This window comes from Methylocaldum sp. GT1TLB, from assembly GCF_051027445.1.
In the GTDB taxonomy this organism is placed as follows: Bacteria; Pseudomonadota; Gammaproteobacteria; order Methylococcales; family Methylococcaceae; genus Methylocaldum.
Genome location: NZ_CP194898.1, coordinates 4,335,291 through 4,355,338, shown reverse-complemented (window position 1 = coordinate 4,355,338; position 20,048 = coordinate 4,335,291). Strand labels below are relative to the sequence as shown.

The 20,048-nt window shown below is 54.6% G+C and carries 13 protein-coding genes; 8 read left to right on the top strand and 5 right to left on the bottom strand.

Translation table 11 applies throughout. The features are described from left to right. Window positions 1-82 precede the first annotated feature (82 nt). Window positions 83-1,558 (top strand): PAS domain-containing sensor histidine kinase, encoded by a 1,476-nt coding sequence (locus ACR2R1_RS19100; RefSeq protein WP_077732405.1) that lies wholly within the window; start codon window positions 83-85, stop codon window positions 1,556-1,558. 15 nt (window positions 1,559-1,573) lie between these two features. After that, window positions 1,574-2,197, top strand: a complete 624-nt coding sequence (locus tag ACR2R1_RS19095; protein WP_077732404.1) for a response regulator — start codon at window positions 1,574-1,576, stop codon at window positions 2,195-2,197. A 393-nt stretch (window positions 2,198-2,590) separates the two neighbouring features. On the opposite strand, the gene ACR2R1_RS19090 is transcribed toward ACR2R1_RS19095, so the two are convergent. From ACR2R1_RS19090 to ACR2R1_RS19075, 4 genes are all read right to left on the bottom strand, one after another. Continuing rightward, window positions 2,591-3,541 carry a cation transporter gene (locus tag ACR2R1_RS19090; protein ID WP_434111480.1) on the bottom strand — a complete coding sequence of 317 codons (951 nt, stop codon included), beginning with the start codon at window positions 3,539-3,541 and terminating at the stop codon, window positions 2,591-2,593. Next, window positions 3,538-4,041 carry a transporter substrate-binding domain-containing protein gene (locus ACR2R1_RS19085; RefSeq protein ID WP_434111478.1) on the bottom strand — a complete coding sequence of 168 codons (504 nt, stop codon included), beginning with the start codon at window positions 4,039-4,041 and terminating at the stop codon, window positions 3,538-3,540. Before ACR2R1_RS19085 ends, ACR2R1_RS19090 begins: the two co-directional genes overlap by 4 nt. 337 nt (window positions 4,042-4,378) lie before the next feature. Next, window positions 4,379-6,124 carry a MobH family relaxase gene (gene mobH / locus ACR2R1_RS19080; RefSeq protein ID WP_434111476.1) on the bottom strand — a complete coding sequence of 582 codons (1,746 nt, stop codon included), beginning with the start codon at window positions 6,122-6,124 and terminating at the stop codon, window positions 4,379-4,381. 333 nt (window positions 6,125-6,457) lie between these two features. Next, window positions 6,458-6,706, bottom strand: a complete 249-nt coding sequence (locus ACR2R1_RS19075) for a hypothetical protein (protein WP_156879710.1) — start codon at window positions 6,704-6,706, stop codon at window positions 6,458-6,460. Window positions 6,707-6,832: 126 nt separating this feature from the next. Here ACR2R1_RS19075 and ACR2R1_RS19070 point away from each other — a divergent pair, with 126 nt between their 5' ends. Next, complete coding sequence (locus tag ACR2R1_RS19070) at window positions 6,833-7,285, top strand: very short patch repair endonuclease (protein WP_077731979.1); 453 nt, start codon at window positions 6,833-6,835, stop codon at window positions 7,283-7,285. Here ACR2R1_RS19070 and ACR2R1_RS19065 read toward each other — a convergent pair. Beyond that, window positions 7,257-8,894 (bottom strand): DNA cytosine methyltransferase, encoded by a 1,638-nt coding sequence (locus tag ACR2R1_RS19065; protein ID WP_434111474.1) that lies wholly within the window; start codon window positions 8,892-8,894, stop codon window positions 7,257-7,259. The two genes, ACR2R1_RS19070 and ACR2R1_RS19065, sit on opposite strands and share 29 nt — an antisense overlap. Before the next feature lie 1,071 nt (window positions 8,895-9,965). Between ACR2R1_RS19065 and ACR2R1_RS19060 the strand changes: the two genes are divergently transcribed. From ACR2R1_RS19060 to ACR2R1_RS19040, 5 genes are read left to right on the top strand one after another with little or no spacing between them, the layout of a single operon-like run. Next, on the top strand, window positions 9,966-12,053 hold the full coding sequence (locus ACR2R1_RS19060) for an AIPR family protein (protein WP_434111472.1): 2,088 nt from the start codon (window positions 9,966-9,968) through the stop codon (window positions 12,051-12,053). 34 nt (window positions 12,054-12,087) lie between these two features. Beyond that, on the top strand, window positions 12,088-13,047 hold the full coding sequence (locus ACR2R1_RS19055; RefSeq protein ID WP_156879713.1) for a hypothetical protein: 960 nt from the start codon (window positions 12,088-12,090) through the stop codon (window positions 13,045-13,047). Between the two features lie 5 nt (window positions 13,048-13,052). Continuing rightward, window positions 13,053-14,624 carry a hypothetical protein gene (locus ACR2R1_RS19050; RefSeq protein ID WP_156879714.1) on the top strand — a complete coding sequence of 524 codons (1,572 nt, stop codon included), beginning with the start codon at window positions 13,053-13,055 and terminating at the stop codon, window positions 14,622-14,624. Continuing rightward, window positions 14,612-16,372 carry an ATP-binding domain-containing protein gene (locus ACR2R1_RS19045; RefSeq protein WP_434111470.1) on the top strand — a complete coding sequence of 587 codons (1,761 nt, stop codon included), beginning with the start codon at window positions 14,612-14,614 and terminating at the stop codon, window positions 16,370-16,372. Before ACR2R1_RS19050 ends, ACR2R1_RS19045 begins: the two co-directional genes overlap by 13 nt. A 1-nt stretch (window position 16,373) precedes the next feature. After that, complete coding sequence (locus ACR2R1_RS19040; RefSeq protein WP_434111468.1) at window positions 16,374-20,048, top strand: helicase-related protein; 3,675 nt, start codon at window positions 16,374-16,376, stop codon at window positions 20,046-20,048.

Below are 20,048 nucleotides of genomic sequence, written 5' to 3'. Positions count from 1 at the left end.
CTCGCTTTCTCCAGTCAATCCTCAAGTGAATCTCACTCTCGTCATAGCCACTTTAGGGCTCTTCGCTCTATTCGGACATCGGATGCGGCTACTGTCGAAACGCTTGCTGCGAGCCGAGCTCTATTTACACGAAATTCTGGACCGTGTGCCATCAGGAGTGATCGTCACCGACCGGTACGGACGAATCGAGATCGTCAATCCGGCTGCAACCCGGATGTTCGGTTACGGATTGAACGAAGTGCTGCCGCTCAGCACCGATCAACTGATGTCGGAAACACAGGCCGAAAAACACTACGCTCCTATCCAAAATCATCGGAATTCCGAGATGCGCAAAGTTCACGGCTCCGGATTCCGCTCTTGGCAAGGCAAGCGTAAGGACGGCACCTTCTTTCCGGTTGAAATGGCCATCGACGAACTCGAATCGAAGGACGAGCGGCATTTCCTGATCATTGCACGGGACATTACCGAGAGAGCGTACCTAAAAAGCGAATTGGATAGGCGCGAGCGAGAATTCCGGGCACTCGTGGAAAATTCGCCGGATATCATCGCTCGCTTCGATCGAGCTCTGCGCTTTATTTATGTCAACCCGGCCATAGAACGCGTTCTGGGCCGACCGGCGTCGAGCTTTCCGGGCAAGACGTATCAAGACCTCGAATTACCTGACGATCTGGTGAGATGCCTACAGTCGCCGCTAAAAAACGTTTTCGCCAGCGGTAAGGAACAAATCGCCGAGTTCGTCCTGCCGTCCCCTGACGGCGAACAGCACTTTCAGTCCCGCCATGTACCTGAGCTCTCGCCCGATGGCACAGTGCACAGCGTGCTGTTGAACTGCCGAGACATCACGGTCCTCAAGAAAACAGAATTCATGCTGCGGGAACGGGAGCAAGAAATCCGCGACTCCCGGCGACTTTTGCAACGCCTGGCCGCTCACAGGGAAAATTTGAGGGAAGAAGAGAAAAAACGGATCGCTCGGGAAATCCATGACGAACTGGGCCAGATCCTGACGGCCATGAAGATGGATATTTCCTTCATACGAATGAACTTTCTTCAAAACCACTCCGAATTGGCAAAAAAGATCCAGGCCTTGGGCGTCCTGGTAAATAGAGCGGTTCAGGTCGTACGCAACATATCGACCGATTTGCGCCCCAGCGCACTCGACTTCGGCATTGCAGCCGCACTGGAATGGCTGGTCAAAGAGTTTGAGACCCGCACCGGTATCCCATGTGTCTTAACCACAATGAGCGATATCGTCCTTGATGAACAACTGGCTATCGCGATATTCCGTATCGCCCAGGAATCGCTGAACAATGTGGCAAAGCATGCCAATGCCCGCCACGCTTCCGTACTCCTGGTTTCCCGGAATGATCATATTCGCGTCGAAATACAGGATGACGGCTGCGGCTTCGATGTGACGGCCGAGCACAAACCCAAGTCCTTTGGCCTTTTGGGAATACGGGAACGGGTGTCGGCATTGGGCGGCAAGTTCGACATCCATAGTACACCCGGGAAAGGCACCCGGCTTGCGATTCGGCTTCCTCCTAGAAGTTCTCCTTTTTGAAAATCGGAATGATTGATGATCAAGATCCTGGTAGCCGACGACCACCCTATCATTCGCCATGGAATAACTCATATTTTGTCTTCAACCGTCAATTTCTCGGTCGTGGATGAAGCCGCGGATGCGTCCGAAGTCTTGGACAAGTGCCGCTGTACCGATATCGACGTTCTGGTTTTGGACTTGTCCATGCCGGGCACTCAAGGCGTCGACTTGATTAGACGCGTCCAGCAGATCAGACCATCGCTTCCCATACTGATCCTGACCATGCATACCTCGGAACAGATCGCCGCAGAAGCGATCAAAGCCGGCGCCGCGGGTTACATCACCAAGGACTGCGAACCGGGCATCTTGGTTGCCGGCATAAGAAGAGTAGCGAGCGGTCAACGCTTCATAGAGTCTTCGCTGGCGGAAAAAATCGTTTTCACTATGGTGCCGGACCAATTTCCTCACGCGGCACTTTCGCAGCGAGAGCGGCAGATTCTCCGTCTTTTCGCTTCGGGCAAGCGAGTTCAGGACATCGCCGACGCGTTATCCCTCAGCGAAAAAACCGTCAGCACCCACAAAACGCGCCTGATGCGGAAACTCAGCGTCAAAAATAACGCCGACCTGATCCGGTATGCCGTCGAGCATGACTTGATTTGATCTGATCATCTCGGAAAAACAACAGCAGACGGACATAAGCCGGCTGGCCGCACCTAAGTACATTCCGCAAATACTTGCGGAATCTCGACTGTTTGGCTTGATTGGCGGGGTTGTCCTGCAGGTTGCCTATGCCGCAAGACTTCCCTGAATGTACTTAGAGCGTTTTCCATCCCGGTGTACGGATTCGTGCCAGGAGGGGAGAACGTAGGTCGGCAATCCCTTGCCGACGTATCGGCTCGGCGAAGGGCTTTGTCGGCAAGGGATTGCCGACCTACGTATCTGGCTGGCCGCATCCTAGATTTCTAGGATGGGCGAAAATTGCGCGAGGGCGCCGAAATTCCGAAAGTGGCGCTGCCCTCGACATGCAATCTCCTCCTCCGGCAAGCGTCAGGCTCACTCAGGCGGCCGGTCCAGCACCGTGATTGTCACGTCGTGGAGCCGCCAGTTGATCGACTTCGCATCCGCCACAGCGTGACGAATCTTCGCGGGCAAGTCCTCGGGCGAACCGCGCGGCGTCACGAACACTTCGCCGAAGAATACGTGCCCGACCTCGCGCAGCCTGACCGTGGCGCCGGCGACCCAGTCGAGCCTTTCGATGCATGCGCGCAACTCATCGGGGAGCGGCTCCGGACCCGAGCGATCGGTTTTCATCGGGCGGCGCTCCATGAGGTCGTGTACGGCCACGTACACGTTGACCACGCCGTCCTTGAGAATATCGGCGGAAACCAGCGCGGCTGCCACCGGATCGAGCCACCACAGACCGAGGCCGACACCGAGCACGCCGACGGCCGTCGCCGTCTCCGCCATCCAGTCGGCCTTCATCATCTTCGCGTCGGCGTAAAGGATTTTGTCATGGATTTGGGGTGCGAGCTTGAGTTTCGCGCGACCGAAAAAGACGCTCGGTATCGCCGTGTAAGCGATTGCCGCGAGCATAGGCCAGCCGGCCCAGACCGTGTAACCGAACAGCGTCATCCCACCGATCGTCGTGCGTTCGACAGCGATCAGCTTGGTCACGGCTTCAACCAGCAAAAACCCGCCCAGACCGACGAGCGAGAGCGAGGCGGTGAGATAGCCGATCGAGACGACGCCATGGTAACCGTAAGGGAAATCCTCGTTCGCTCTGCGGCGCGCGATGCGCGTGCAGACGAGAAAGGCGATCGCCGGCACCGATGAAAACGCGTCTTCAAAGAAGCTCGTCCGCATGGCTTGCGAGGTGCCCATGGTGAGACCGAGAAAGGTCGTGGACGAGGCGATATAGATCAATGTCCACGTTTCCAACCGCCGCGCCTTTTTTAGGTCGCGTTCCTTTTCGGGCGGCAGGTCAAATGCATCGAGGGGCCTCATGGCTGCGCGTTCTCCTGCTGAGCACGGCGTCGCAACATGGCTTTGTCCTGGGCGGCAAGGAATCGGTCCAGCGAAAAAAGCAGCGCGCTCTCGCCCGGCGTCACGGCGAGCACGTGTTTCTTCTCGGTTCCGTATCGATCCTCGATCTCAATGTAAGGCTGCGTAAGACCGAGCTTGGATTTGTAAGGCGTCTTGCTGTCGAGCCCCGCCGCCAGTACATCGATCTCTCGGCGATGCAGCGCTTCAATGAGTTCCGCTTCTGCGCCGCTCCGCCAGGTCACGGGGGCACCGAGGCCTTTCGCCCAAGCCTCGATCAGCTCGGGTTCGAGTCCCGTGACGCAGCCGCCCTCGAAGCGTACCCAGGGTGGGTTGTCCGCCACGCCGACACGCAATTCGCCACCGCGCACGCGGTTTAGCGCCCCGGCACTGTCGCGCGGAAGGGAATCGCAGCCGGCCAAGAAGAACACGGTGAGCGCCACCAGAACCAGAGTAGGCATCATCGTTGCGTTCGAGATAGGCCGAATTCGGTCGGTACAATATTAGACCGGCTTGAAGCGGTACGATTTCGTTTGCGGACCTACTAGCAACACCGGCCCTATCATCCGGCCCAATGAGTTGCGATATATCAAATTCCGGAGGGGCTTATGACAGGGGTGCAAGTCGACCGTACTCGACGAGGGCAACGTGTACTTCCTGCTCCGCCCCCGCGTGCAGGAGGAAGAGCCGGAGAAGATCGGTGATATGACGTTCCTCCAGGCGGAAAAACTTGGCGAGGATGTCCGACGAACTGATCAGCGCAAATCGACCGCGGATCATTCAATCCAAACAGTAGATTCATTAAGACGCTCGCCGTAAATGCGGGTTCGGCTGGGGATTGGTGGTCCTGAAGATTCGTCCCACGTCCCTCACCAGAATCCCGTTGATCGCCGTCGAACGGTTCTGTCCGGTCACGATATAGCGGTGGACGTTCATGCCGTTCGCGGTCCGTTCGTGCAAGCCCAGCTTCAGGAAACGCTTCTGCACTTTGTCCCAGGAGCCATCGGATGCATCGGGCTCTTTGGCGAAATCCTGAAATAAACCGGGGCTGACCAGCAACACGCCTTCCGGTACGACATGAATCCGGGTGCCCGGATTGTTGTAATCCAGCTTTTTGCTGGCAATTCCCGCAACCAGCCAGGATAGGAAGGCTTCGCCGAGATCATCGGGAGAAGCGAAAGACAAAGGTAACTTTACCTCATAGTTCTGATGATCGGCCGAATAGCCGGGTGAGTTGGTGCCGGCATTCATCTGGGCAGTCACGGATTCCGGGATATCCGGTGCTGGAGTGGATCGAGGCTTGTCCGAAACCGTGCCTTCCGGTGTTTTATCCACCTGCACCGGCGCCTCGCATCGACGCGGGGAAACCGGCGTGACGGTACCCTGGAATTCGTCGGGCCAGCGATCCCGATTCGGCCAAAGCCGGGAAACCGGAATTCGAATCAGTGTCAGCTCATGCGCCCAACCATCGCCGTTGACCACGGCAAGCCAGATCGCGCGATCGTTGCAGGTCACCAGAACACTGTGTTCCTGCAAGACATCGAAGATACGGTCGTTCTGGGTCGGAATGCCGGTGTGTCCGGATTGCACGAGATGCAAACGTATGGCGTCGACGGTGCGCTTGCTGACCATCCAGAGATCGTCGCCGACTCGCCATCCGGCCGCGCCGTTTCGGTTGAGCGGCAGTTCCTTTTCGTCGATCAGAAACCGCAAGGCAGCGATCAGCTTCTCATGCAACGGAACGACGGAACCGGACGCTGCGCGCTGTCCCGGCTCCGCTCCCAGATTCCGCGCCACCGATTCGGAATCGGCCTTATTGACGATCTCGCCGATCGCTCCGGCCCCCGCCGTATCTCCGCCGATACAGGAAAGCCACGCCGAAAACGCCTCGCGGTCGCCGGCGAGCCAAGCCAAGCCGTCAGCGGGGATGATTCGATTCACCAATAGCAGCGAAGCTTTTTCATGTAATCGATACTGGCGCTTCGGCACGAATTCCGCGCGATACCACCGAGCACGGGGATCGTCCGTCAGACTGCCTGTCCAGGGGTCCCGCGGCCCGAAGTCTTTGCCGCGTTCGTCGAATACCGTAACGACTTGGTCGACGGCCGGTTTCGCCAGGTCGTGCAGCAAGGCCGCCGTAAAAACGGCATAGGTCCACAAATCGCGCTTGTGGTTTATGTCCTCCGGCACAGCGCCGGGCGGCAACAGGTAGGCTTGTCGCAGTTTCAGCGCGATCGCGGCGACCTCCAATCCATGATCGAGCATGCCGCCGGCATAGGCATGATGGTGAGCTTCCGAGGCGGGAAGCTGCTGTACGAATTCGGCAAATCGGTTGATGGCAGCGACGTAGTAGGCCTGGAAATGATGCCGAGTTACGCCCGCCAACTCCTCGATAAGGTTGACATGCTGCCGGCGACTGAACAGCAGCTCGTGGGGAGACAAGACAGGCAAAGCGCCGGCTGGCCGGCAATCAGTTGGTTCAGGCGACAGCGCAGCCGGGGCTGCTGGCGACCGGTGCATGAACCATCCAAAGATCGGAAGCTTCATGGTGAAAACTCCAAGGCCCGCCTTGCCGTTCGCAGGCATTTCGAAGCTATATTCAATTTTAAGGAGGACAAGATTTCAGCTGCATCCAATGCAATGACAATCCCTGATCTTCATTGTCTTTGACGCCTTCCGTGAAACTTGCTATCTGCCGGCAGCTTACTCAGTGACTGATTGAAACCGTCACACGATCGCTGCATCCGGAAACGACTAAAATTCCCTGAAAGAAACATCAACAACTCATTCTTCAAGGAAAATGGAGTCAACAATGCGGGACGGCGCCGTAATAGTACTTTTGACGATTTGGTGGAGTTGGCCGCGATGCTGCCCTGGTGGTTAGCGTTGCTTTTGGCGGTCATTCTTGGATCGCTCCAGGAAGGCCGCCACCTCCGCTTCGATCGCCGCCGCCAACATTCGCCGGGCGCCTTCCCGTAACAACTCCGTCAAGGCATCCGGCACCGGCGTCGGTGCCCCTGGATTCTTCAGCGGAATGATCTTATCTTCACTCATGGCGTATTCGCTCCTCTTGTAGGAATTGATGACCTCGAAGACCATCAAGAATACGCCGCCGACCTCACACCCCATCCACAACTTTCGAGCATAATTCCTTGATAGATCCGAGGGTCTAAGCCTGATGATAAGGAAAGAAATTTTCAGCCGCTTAATGCGCTCCTACTAAGACAGGACAATTATTCGGTAAACACCTAGTCGATGGATATTGTCTCACCACAAGCTCGAAGCCGGATGATGTCAGGCATCAAGGGCAAGAATACCCGACCAGAGAGGCTTATCCGATCTTTGTTGCACCTCAACGGCTTCAGGTTTCGCTTGCATAGGCGCGATCTGCCCGGTAGTCCTGACGTTGTGTTGCCAAAGTATAAAGCTGTAATCTTCGTCCATGGATGCTTTTGGCATCAGCATCCGGGCTGTAAATTATCGAAAATGCCAGCATCAAATGAACAGTTCTGGCGAGAAAAGCTGAGTGGCAATCTTGAGCGCGATCGGCAGAACATTGGATGTTTGCTCAACAATGGCTGGAGGGTTCTCATCATCTGGGAATGTGTTACCAAGTCGAAAGAACATGTCTTGCAACTTGGTGACGAACTGAAAGCGTGGATTCTGGGCAACGAATCGTTCAGGGAATTGCCAGGCACTCCTCTCTGATACTTCTCGATCGATGGAGCACAGGGGCTGCTGTAATGTCCTTTTTCGCTGGGGCGGCGAGAAATCCAGCGACGACATCGGCTATCTGTTTCGCAAGATACGGTGGTACCGCATTGCCAACCTGAGTGTACTGATGTTTCTTTGGGCCTTCGAAGAAATAATTGTCTGGAAAAGTTTGCAATCGAGCAGCTTCGCGTATAGTCAAGCTGCGGCACTGGCATGGGTCAGGGTGAATGTAGTAATGCCCATCCTTTGCAATATGGGACACTACGGTCGTGGCCGGTATTCCCCGACACTGGACTCGGAACCGATCGTCAAAGGGAACCTCTTCCGCGTTGACGTTTTTGTGTTCCGGCCATAGATCTAAAGGGAATTGAGCAAGTGTAGGGGATTTTTTGTGGATTTCTGCATAGCAGGCCGCAAACAGGTAACGATGCAAGTCACTTGGCATGTGGCTTCGGGCTTCATGCTGACATACCCCGCCCAATCGCGAATCCCTAATCAGATGACTTAGCTCCGCAGGCATATGTCGGTCCGACCATGCCGAGTTTTCAATAAATCCAGCACCGCTGGATTCGATGAATTGGGCCTGTTGAATGGCCTCGACCATAAGCTCCTCAATCTCGGATCGACGCGGGTCTTGCCATCGTTCTAAAGTGCTGGGTGCGTCCTTGAGAGTCTGAAGCCAGTTCTCGAATGAATCGGTCTTGCGAGATCTGATCGACAAACGGCTTCGGATCTCGGGCATGCCGGATAAGGCAGCTTCGATAGGAACAACAGCAGTACGCCTAACCAGAGGGTGATGTTGTCTTGCAGCATAATCCTGACGCACCCCGAAGAGAACGACCCGATGCCTCCTTTGGGGGATTCCGTACCATTCAGCTTCGATAACAAAGTCGCTTGGTTTGCTGTTACCATTTTCCCGTACGAAAGACCGGATTTCGTATTCGAGATCCTTTTCTGGATGGGACAGGTCATCAAGAATCCTGTCGAATATCGGCGAGCCCCCGTGCTTTGATGAGAGAATCCCTTTGACGTTTTCCATAACGAAAACGGCTGGTTTGAACTCCTTTATGATTCTGAGGTACTCCTGATACAGAAAATGGCGCTTGTCGTTTTCGAATGCATGAGGATCTCCCCTGCGCATGCGAGCACGCCCAACCACGGAATATGCTTGGCAGGGCGGACCACCGATCAGCACCCATGGATCTTGGTTGCCAATCGCTTCCCGAATCCAATCGTTGACAATCTTAGGAGAGATTTCTCCCAACGTGGCACAGCGAGCCTCATACCCGGACCGCAGCCATTCCTCCTTGACCAATTTATTGGTGCTCAGATCCTCTTTTCCTATGCTTCCCCTGATGTAATCGTAATAACAGTCTGGAACCGATCCGCTCGGAAAGGCCCTGAAAAAGGAACGCAGTTTGAGTGTTTCAAAGGCGTGTGGATCCTTTTCGATCGAAACTCGAACATCGAATAACGGCTCTCCACCCGCGTCAGTTAAGGACGAAAAACCTTCGCTCAATCCTCCGGGACCGGCAAACAGGTCAACAACAGGTATGCGATTTACTGGCATCGTTAAGTTTTTCTTATTTCGTTTTTGTTGCAAGAATCTCGAGCCAACGGAGGACTAAAAATGCGAGAGCTCGGTGATTTTGGTTAATCATCCCTTAATGATGATGGGCGATGCAGGGGTTTAACCCCCGTCCCTTGCTGTGTGAAACTCCGCCTATTTTTATAGAATTTTACCCCGGCTTTCCGTTGGCAGAACGTCGTGCCTAACCGAGTTACGCAAATTCTCGCTGCCCCCAAGCGGAGAGCCCACTGAGGCAGTATAAATTGTGAGCACAAGATGGGTGGCCATCAAATTCCGGTAAGGTTGAGATTGCGACTTTCAATTTGACCCGGGAGACATCGATGAAAGAACGAGAAGGCAGCATGCATATCTGGAGTGGTTAGGTCACACGGCGGGTCTACTTCCTGTGCAACCGCTTGGCCTGTTTGTCCAAAGTAATCCAATCGCTGGTCGGCACCTTGGTGCACGAGGTGTTCGTCCGGCCCACCATGGAGAGGACTCGACTGGCACGGACAGCTCGCGGATCAACTGCGTCCTCTTTTCCCGAAAGCTGCGGACCTGATGGATCAGGTGGAAACCGATGTGCTGCCCCCTCTGGAGTTCCCGGGCGCTCACATGATCAAGATTCACTCCACGAATATCCTGAAGCGACTTAAAACAGGAATTGCGGCGGCGGGTCAACGTGATTGGCATCTTCGCGAATGAGGCCGGAATCGGCAGCCTGATCAGGGCGGTGCTCACGGAATAGTTGAACCGCTGCTCCGGTTCAACTATTTTCGATTGGAGCAGAATTGAAGAGTGGCAGTTGCAACACCGCTATTTGCCCAAGCACATGATGAAAACCTGTCGAGCAACGCCGATTTGGCGCCACTGCTCGTGTAAACCAGCGTACAACCGAGCCGGAGTTCGCCCTCGGAATTTATACGATCTTGACGCACTCAACCGCTAAATTCTTGCCTTCGATGTTCCACAGTTGGAACACAAAGGCCGGTTGAGAAGGGATATGAGTTGCCATCATGTGGCGAGAATACTCATCTAGAATAATTATGTAACATACATGTACATGAATTTGGTGGGGACTAGTTAACAAATATGGGGGAGAGAATGGACCTGGACGATTTCAGCGAAGATCTGCTGAGCGCGATACAGGTTCGTTTGCCTGACGAGCCGACGGAGGCAGATCGATGCTTCGCCTTCGTCTGTGAGGTTGGCGAACGCCTGACTCAGGCAGAGGAATTCCATGATTTCATTCCCAGCCATTTTTTTGGTACTGGATCTAAGAACCGCAAATTAAGAGTCGACGGCTATGAGTTTGATGAATCGGATGATTCCGTCCGACTTGTTGTTGCGGATTTTTCTGGCGGTATTCAGCGGGAAGTAATTACTCGTACTCGGGCAGAATCCCTGTTCGGTCAGTTACAGGCTTTTGTTGAGGATTCCTTATCCGGTCGAATCTGGAGCAACACTCCTTCCGGCATGGAAGATGGCCTGGAACTCGCAGGCATGCTTTCCGACAAGCACCCGGCGCTGACGCGTTACAGATTCTACCTGTTTACTGATGCACACCTGAGTGGCCGATTGAAAGATCTCACTCAAGGCGAAATCGATGGTCTACCTGTTGAATATCATATCTGGGACATCGGCAGGCTCCACACTGTATCCTTGTCCACTTTTGGGACTGAGGAGCTTGAGATCGATTTTACGGAGTTCGTACCAGGGGGGCTTCCCTGTCTTCCGGCAAGCAAGGGAGAAGACTATCAAGGTTATCTTGCAGTGATCCCAGGTAATGCGCTGGCCGAACTTTATGACAACTACGGTAGCAAATTGCTGGAGGGCAATGTCAGGTCCTTTCTTAGTGCTACTGGCAAAATCAACAAGGGAATTCAGGGCACTATCCTGAAGGAGCCCGAACGGTTCTTTGTTTATAACAACGGAATATCTGCAACAGCTACTTCTGCAGAGATAGTAGAAACTGCGCAAGGGCACAGACTGGTTTCGGCTAGGTACTTTCAGATCGTGAACGGTGGTCAGACAACAGCTTCGTTGTATGTGGCACGACGGAAAGGGAATGCCGATCTGAGCGAGATTCACGTTCAGATGAAACTGTCAGTGGTGACTGCTAGGGATACCGAGAAGCTGGACGACATGATCCAGAGCATCGCGATGTTCTCCAACAAGCAAAACAAGGTCAGTGACGCCGATTTCTTTTCCAATCATCCTTATCATCGAGCTATGGAGCGCCTCTCTCGTCGTATTCCTGCGCCTGCGGCTGAAGGGGCGCAGTATCACACATATTGGTTCTACGAGCGGGCGCGTGGCCAGTATCAGAATGCTCACTCGAGTCTGACCCAAGCTCGGAAAAAGGAGTTTCAGAGAACAAACCCTCGCTCACAACTAATCGTCAAGACTGACCTAGCAAAATTCGAGAACTCGTGGCGACAACTTCCCCATGTTGTCAGCACAGGAGCCCAGAAGAACTTTACTGCTTTTGCCGAGCATATCGGCAAGGCATGGGGTGAAGACGGTCATGTCTTCGACAATGACGTCTACTTCAAGGAGGTGGTCGCGCGTGCCATCCTATTCAGAGCAGTCGAGAAACTTGTCAGTGCAGCTGGCTGGTATGAAGGCGGATACAGGGCAAATATCGTCACCTATTCGATTGCCAAGCTGGCAAGCATGATCGAATTGCAGAAGCCGGGGTACGCGCTTGACTTCAAAACCATATGGGCACAGCAGGGACTAACCGATGCACTGAAGGGTCAGCTTGAGGAAATTGCAAAGGCAGTTGTTGATGCCATTACCAGCCCTCCCATCGCCCAAATGAATATTACGGAATGGTGCAAGAAGAAGGAATGCTGGCAAAAGGTGCTCGATTTACCAGTGAGATTGTGCGAGGCACTATCCAGGGAACTCATATCGCCCGATGAGGCAAGAAATATCAGCAGGGAAAAAGCCTGTCAGGGGAAGCTTGATTCGGGCATATATGCCGTATCGGCGGTAATTGAGCGCGGCACCGGTTATTGGACAAAGTTGGCCAGTTGGGCGCGACATAATTCGCCACTTTACGGAAAGGAAGCCGATCTGGTCCGAAATGCCTCTAGGACAGGCTGGATTCCGACTCCATTACAGGCAGCCTGCCTGATGAAGGTAAGCGAGCGGCTGGAAAGTGAGGGCTTCGCTCCTGCTGGATAACATATAAAGAACAGGCATTAAGCGCTAGGGAGCGATGGATTTTCCTGAATCCATGGGCATTCGCCATCAGATTTTCTTGCTCGATGACGGAAGAAGGTTACCGATTCCGGCTTGGGCCAAAGCGGAGATATGGCTGGGTTGGTGGTGCAGGAAGTGGCAACTTGACAATGCACGTCTGCTCACAGTCGCAGTGCTGCCAGCGCGTGATCTTGCTGCCGCATTCGCAGCGCTGGGGTGCCTTCTCGCCGGATCGCAGCAATTCACCAGTGGTTTAACTTGGGAGGATCTGAGGAACCTGCCGGCAGGAAGCGCGATATTCTGGGGTATCCCCAACGAAAGAGCACGATACGAGGGCGTAATTCTGGAAAACCAGAGTGATTATCTTGTGCCAGTAAGAATCAGGAAAGGGCGACGGAGGGATGTGAATGCTGTCTGGTACTTCTCAAAGCAGAGATTCGCTCAATACCTGTTCAGCCAAGAATGTCTTCCTACCCAGCGAGGCATGCTCGCAATTGGTTCCGCACAGAGCTTCCAGCAAGGTCTTGGCCTGAAAACAAACCCACGGTGGTTATGGACAGCAGGTGCCGAAGCATGCGTGGTAACCAGCCAGGCCAGATTCGCTACCGCAATTGATAATCTAGGCTTGACCGCGGGCGACTCGCCCTTTTCAGACTTCCACGATGTCCTTTGTATGTCCAGCTCCAACGAAAGGAGTTTGGCAAAGCTGCGCATCACCTCGCCGCACAAGCCAATAGATCTGGTAGCGCCCGTGAGCATTCTCGATGGAAAGAATGCATTTGATCAGATCAGGGAGATCAACACCGGCAACATTCTGATATTGCTGGATCGAGGCGAGTATTCTCCGGAGATCCATAACCTGTTGCTGGAAGCGCAAAATGCTGCACGGCACCCTTCATGCGAGATGCTGAAGGATCTACCGGCTCGCTTCCCACCAAGCGTCGAGCTTGCAGCCTTTGTCCTTCCTGACGAATGACTTACATGGGGTATAGTCTTCTCCAGCAGACTGTTCACCGGTTCAGAAATGCCACTGCTCTGAACATCCGGAAAATTCATGTTCCCTGTCACCCGATTTCTGGGGTACTGGATGCGTGCCGAGACCTTTTTGGCCAGTTTGACCGGCGCAATCCAAGTCAGGTAGAACTCGTGCGAAAACTATGGCGATTGCGTACTCATATCCTGTTTACTCTTCTGCCATTTGACAGTACCGAACTTGCACTTGCTGAACAGCTTGATGCATTCAGGCAGGCTGCTTTATGCATCCCGAGTCTTATCGACGGTGCGACAAGCCTTGAAAGGAGCATTCACCGGCTACTGTCCCGGCCGGAGAATCCGAAGAGTCACTGGATAACTGACCGTTTAAGAGGGATCGGCATTTTAGACAACAAAAAAATTGGGCTTCTCGTCGTGATGACTGGCGGAGGAAGAGCGGGAGTAGCTGCGACGGAAGTAGGAGCTTCTGAAATACCCTCCGGTATCACAGTCATCGAATCCCGCAAGCAACTTCTGGAAAACGTATTCGACATGCTCATTATTCCGGGCACGTGTCACTACCTTTCAAACCGCATCCACACAGAGATTTTCCATATGGGCCGCATCCGGGAAATCGAAGTGCTGCTATACCCAGGAGAACGATTTTCGCTTAGAGACCGACTCACCCCACCGGACAGTTCCATCTTCAGGGGCCGACTGACCAAAAGCCGTATCCTTCTTTCCAGCAATGACATCTCCGCTCTTGAAAGCGCCGATGATCAGGATACCGACAGGGAAATGAGCGAGGCTCTCTGGGATATGTCACACGATGGTCAACGATCACCCACCCCGAATCAGGTCAAATCGCGTTACGTACTGCTCATGGATGGACAGGGACTGTTTGTCCCGACAGAAAACCACTTGCTTGTCTGGCGTGATGACGCGACCGAAGATGAAAAGTATCTGGCAAGTATCGCAGTTGATGAAGTCTGCGAAGGTGACTGTGTGGTCATGCAGCCGAATGACACAGGAAAGTTGCTCGACCTGGTTTCGGCAAGGGCTGGATTCGACCAGAAGCTGGAAGAGTCATGCGACTGGCGACCGGCGCTTGAGAGATTCCTGCTGACAAGTAGCCCCGAGCAGCTCGCCGCGATCATGCAGGCAGATGGTGCTCGTGGCTTGTCACTGGCTCAGAGTATCCGCAACTGGGCCAATGGATCGGTCTATGGTCCTGGAAGCCGAAATGAATTGCGGGTGCTGCTTTCAGTACTGGTCCGACAGGGCATGCTCGCGACCCCCCTGGATTTCGATGAGTTTGTCGAGAATCACTGGAGGACGCTCCAGGAGGTTCGGGGCATTCGCCATCGTGCCGGTGCAAACCTGCGTCAGGAACTGACCAGACAGATAGCGGATGCTCTGAAACGGCATTCATCTCTTTCTGAAGGCCAAATCCTCGGCCTGGATAACGGCATCAGCGTTCGGATCAGCCAGGTGGCGGCTGTAGATGACCGGTGTTCATGGGTTCCGTCTTCTTGCGTCATGCAGCTGAGACCCATGCGAGGTGGGCGATGGCAAGGATGATCCCACCGGACATCCCATCCGATGCACCGGCTGGTGAAGCAATCCTCTTCAACAAGCTCAGAGATGATCCCGGAACCGAGGGTTGGGTCGTCCTGCATTCTCTCGAGTTGCGGCGACACCGGACCAAGGCCGAAGGAGAGATTGACATGGTCATTCTCGCGCCGGGGCTGGGGGCTATCTGTCTGGAGGTGAAGGGCTGTGACGTCTCCCGGAAAGATGGCCTGTGGGTCTATCCCTACGGAACATCCGTCGAAGGTCCCTTCCGGCAAGCATCGCGCGCCATGCACTCTATGCGCGATTATATCCAGAAACGAGATCCGTCTCTGACGGGCCTGCTCTATTGGTCCGCTGTTGCCTTCACGCGCATTCGTTTCAATGAAGAATCGCCCGAATGGCATCCTTGGCAGGTGATTGACCTTCGAACCTTGGGACGCAAGCCAATCTCGGAGATCATTTCTGGTGTCATTGAAAAGGCTCACCGCCATATCGGCTCCGGACCAGGTGGACGCGGCTGGTATGACCGACAGCGAAGTCGCCCGACAGTCGAGCAGGTTCGCCGGCTGACTGGCTTGCTGCGTGGCAATTTCGAGTGCGTCGTTCAGCCCCGCAGTGACATACAACGTATCGAAGAATCTCTTTTGCGGCTGACTGAGGAACAATATGACGCACTGGATGCTGTGCAGGAAAACCCCCGAATGATCATCAAGGGATTGGCAGGTACGGGCAAGACACTGCTCGCCATCGAGGCGGCAAGACGTGCCGTGACTGAAGGGAAGAACGTTCTTCTTCTCTGTTACAACAGACTGCTCGGTGAATGGCTGAAGCCGTTGTCCCAAGACATGGTGCAAGGCAAGAAAGGACATCTGCGTTGTGTCCATCTGCATGGTTTGCTGCGCGAGCTGGCGGGTGATTACGCCTGCATTCGCAACGACCAGAATTTCTGGAGGTACAAACTTCCCATTCATGTGATTGATTGTCTGCTTTCGGATGGCCAAGGCTGGCACCAGTTTGATCTGCTCTTGGTGGATGAGGCACAGGACATCCTGGCTGATGAATATCTCGATGTGCTGGATCTGTTGGTGAAGGGGGGATTGGCCGGTGGGCAATGGGTGCTCTTTGGCGATTTCGAACGCCAGGCCATCTATTTAAATGGGGGAAAAGACGCCTCGGCGGAGGCACTTGCGGTGCTCAGGCAGCGTGCACCTAATCACGCCAGCTTTGGCTTGCGCGTCAATTGTCGAAATGCTGGCCCGATAGTGGAGACCCTGACGCTTGCCTGCAATGTCTCCCCCGGTTACAGTCGGTTCCTGCATGAAATGGAGGGAAGCAGTGTCGATCCTCTGTTCTGGAGTAATGCGGAAGACCAGTGTCTGAAGCTGGATCAGTCAGTGGCCGAACTGCGCACGATCTTTCATGTGAATGAAATCGTAGTTCTGTCCCTGAATGCCGATGACCGCAGCTGTGCGCACAAGAACTCGGCAAACCAGCCCGGCAGGTACATCCCCCTGCGCGAATCTGATGTTCCTGTTACTCGTGTCCGGTATGCCAGTGTGCACGCCTTTAAGGGGCTGGAGGCACCTGCGATCATCGTGACGGATATTGTTCGACTGGATGAGCAATCCCGTTCCCTGCTTTATGTGGCGATGTCCAGAGCCAGAATCAGGCTCACCCTGCTGATGCAGGAAGCCTGCCGCAAAGAATACGTCCGGATGCTCGAAGCCGGCCTGACCCTGAGCATAGGAAAGTGAAATGTCATTGACAGAAAATCTCGCCAATCGAACATGGCTGCTTGAGCGACTGCGCGCTGAAGTCGTCGGGCCTGACCCGGTAAAGAACCCAGAAATTCGACTTGACCCGGCGAATCTGTGCAAACTCACGAAAGATGATTTCTATAAGAAGCGAAAGAGCCAGATCAACGGTGAAGAGATCCTCTGGCAGGATCCACCCAACAAGCGTTATGGCGCCGGCATCCTCTACCCGGCGGGTCTACCGCAAGCCGAGGTGGCTGAATCAAACGATGAGCAAGAGGGTCATGAAGAGAGCGCCGGAACACCGGAAATCGAAGAAGCCCTGCTCAATGCAAACGAGGAGTTGCTGGCACGCAATAACCGACTGGCGGATGAGTCCGAGGACTATGATGTTACGTTGGCCAATGCCTTTCGCCCGTCTGCTATCGGTCTGAGTTTCCTGGCCGACCTCGAGCGGGAAGTCAATGGGTTCATGGTCGAGTTGGTTTGTGTTGGTCGGCTGGGAGCTAACGAATTTTCACTGCAATCCACAGCAACCTATCGGCATGCCACAGTGAAGGTGGGGGATCGAGGAGGAAATGAATTTGAACGCTCGATCTGGTTTCGGGTGCCGCTACTCGATGATAATGGCAAATTCCCGTATGTGGAGTTCAGCCGGGACGAGTTACTTGGTCATGGAACTGTGAATCGTCGGAAGTGGCTACCGGGCGTCGAGAACGTCGAGGTCGTGGTTGTTTCACGGCCTTGGACAGGAGACATGCAGAGCACCGCCAGGAGATTGGTGACAGTTTCTATAGTCAATCGGAGGCAGGATGGCGGAAGTGGCATGGACGGTCACTGCGTCTTCCAATCTGGTCTGCGTATCAGAGGAGTCGCCAGTGACAACTGGATCATTCCGTATCCGGAGCATGGTGACGCAACGATTGCAGACCCGTTTTCGGATGAGGCCATCAATCGCCTACTTTATCGAGAGTCCCAGACATATGCAATTGGCCACGGGTGCGCAGCTGACTGGCACGGCAATCCGCTCGAAGGAACCGGGGAGATCTGGAGCGACGTACTACCGGCACACGAAACACCACAGACAACGGCAGAACCTGAGGTCTTTAGGGAAAACGGCGTCATACGGCGCATCAAGGTCAGCATGCGCAAGCTGGCCGGACTCGATCCCAACGATGCCGGCCGAGAAGAACTGAATGAACTGGTCGATGCCTATGCAGGCTGGATCGATGAGCTGCAGCATGAGCGACCGAATGTGCCTCCAGTCCCCGACGCTCTGAAACGGACGGCTGGCGAACTGATCAGGCGCTGCAGAACCTGTCTGTCCAGAATTCAGGATGGCCTTCGCCTGCTGTCCGAGGAGACCGAGCAGGCAAGGCGTGCTCGTGATGCATTCAGGCTGGCGAACCATGCCATGCTCATTGCTCAGCTCAGGGCAGGCGTCAAGGTTCGACGACCGGCACCGACTGGAAATGGACAGTGGCAGTCACCGATAGAGAATCCTGACCCGGCTGACCCCAACCACGACCGAGGATTCTGGCGGCCTTTCCAGATAGCCTTTCTGCTCATGTCACTCCGAGGTATCTGCGATCCTGAACATGTAGACCGCGAAACCGTGGACCTCATCTGGTTTCCTACGGGCGGAGGCAAGACTGAAGCTTACCTTGGCCTAACGGCCTTCACAATCCTTTTCAACAGGCTATCAGGGCGCGAGCCGGGTGGAGTCGATGTTCTCATGCGTTATACCCTGCGCCTGCTCACAGCACAGCAGTTTCAGCGAGCAGCATTGCTGTTCTGTGCCATGGAATATCTTCGCCGCCGCGACCCAACCCTGGGTGAAAAACCTTTTCGACTTGGGCTGTGGGTCGGCACGGCAACGACGCCCAACACACGGCAAGACGCCATGCGCGCCCTGAGCAGGCTTGAGAAGGATTCAGCAGCAGAGAACCCTTTCGTACTGCTTAAGTGTCCGTGGTGCGGTGCAGCCTTTGGACCATGGGAACGAAGTACTGCCAAAGGAATGCGTAGGCAAAGGGGCGACAATACAATCACAGTGAACGGATATGAGCGAGATGGTGTCGGCACATCGAAAACTGTTGTCTATCGCTGTCCGGACCATGCCTGTGAATTTGGCAAGAAAGCTTCTCCCATCGGGAGACCTGCCCCGCCACTTCCAGTCATGGTTATCGACGAGGACATGATAGAGGCCCCACCCAACTTGCTGATCGGTACCGTGGACAAGTTCGCCATGCTGGCGTGGAAGCCGGAATTGCGAAGGTTTTTTGGCATCGAGCAAGACGGGCAGCACCACAAGGAACCACCTGTTCTCGTAATCCAGGACGAACTTCACCTCATTTCCGGACCATTGGGTACCATGGTCGGGGCCTATGAAACGGTGATCGACCGGCTATGCCGCGAGCATGGCATCGGCAGGATTGGTCCCAAGATCATCGCCTCGACGGCCACCATCAGTCGCGCTGGCGAACAGATCCGTCATCTTTATGCTCGCGACAGCGTGGTGCTGTTTCCTCCTTCTGGACTGGAAGCCGGAGATTCCTTCTTCGCGAGGGAAGACCGAAGCAAGCCCGGTCGCCTTTACGCTGGGGTAATGGCACCGGGCCATGTGTCATTGCAGACTACGCAAGCGAGGGTTTTCGCTACGCTGATGCAGTATGCGGCCGTCATGGATGCCGATGATGCGGCTCGTGACCCATGGTGGACATTGCTCTGCTTCTTCAATTCGCTACGCGAATTGGGTGGCGCAGCCACGCTGTTTGTGGCCGATGTGCGAGAGTATCTGCGCGTCATCATTGATCGACACGGAATCGACTATGGAAAGATTCGCAGTCCATTTGCCACGGAACTGACCAGTCGTATCCGCAGTGATGACATCCCCAAGGAACTGGCAAGGCTGGAAATTCCCTACGGCACGGGCAAGCTGCGAAGCAAGGACGATGCAACCAGTGACCGACCGGTCGATGTCTGTCTCGCATCCAACATCATCGAGGTGGGCATCGATATCCCGAGATTGTCTCTGATGGCTATCGTCGGCCAGCCAAAGACAACCTCCCAGTACATCCAAGTCTCCAGCCGTGTTGGACGAGACAGGGACAAGCCGGGCTTGGTTGTGGTGCTCTATGGCCAAGGAAAGCCCAGAGATCGCAGCCACTACGAACGCTTCCGCAGCTATCACCAGCAACTTTACGCCCAAGTAGAACCGACCAGCGTTACCCCTTTCAGTCTGCCTGCTGTTGACCGTGCATTGCATGGGTTGGTTGTCGCAGCAGTTCGACAGCTTGGTGAACAGCAGCGAGAAGGTGAACATCCTGCGCCATTTCCACTGGCGGAGGGGGAGCAGCTGCGCAAAATCATCGAGGACATGATCAGGAACCGGGTGGCTTTTGTGACTCACGATACGGAAACACAGCCTGTAATGGAGCGCTTGGCTAGGCGGCTAACTGAGTGGCAATACTGGAATCCAGACGAGTACGGAAGTTTCGGCAGCATGCCCGAACATCCACCGCTGATGTATCCGGCAGGTTCGAATCCGCTACCCGAATGGAACAATCACAGTTGGCCGACCCTTTCTTCGCTGCGGGAGGTAGATTCAAGTTGCGAAGCCGATGTGACCGACTGGTTCAACAGCGCTGTCGAACAACGACAAGACACTGAGTAA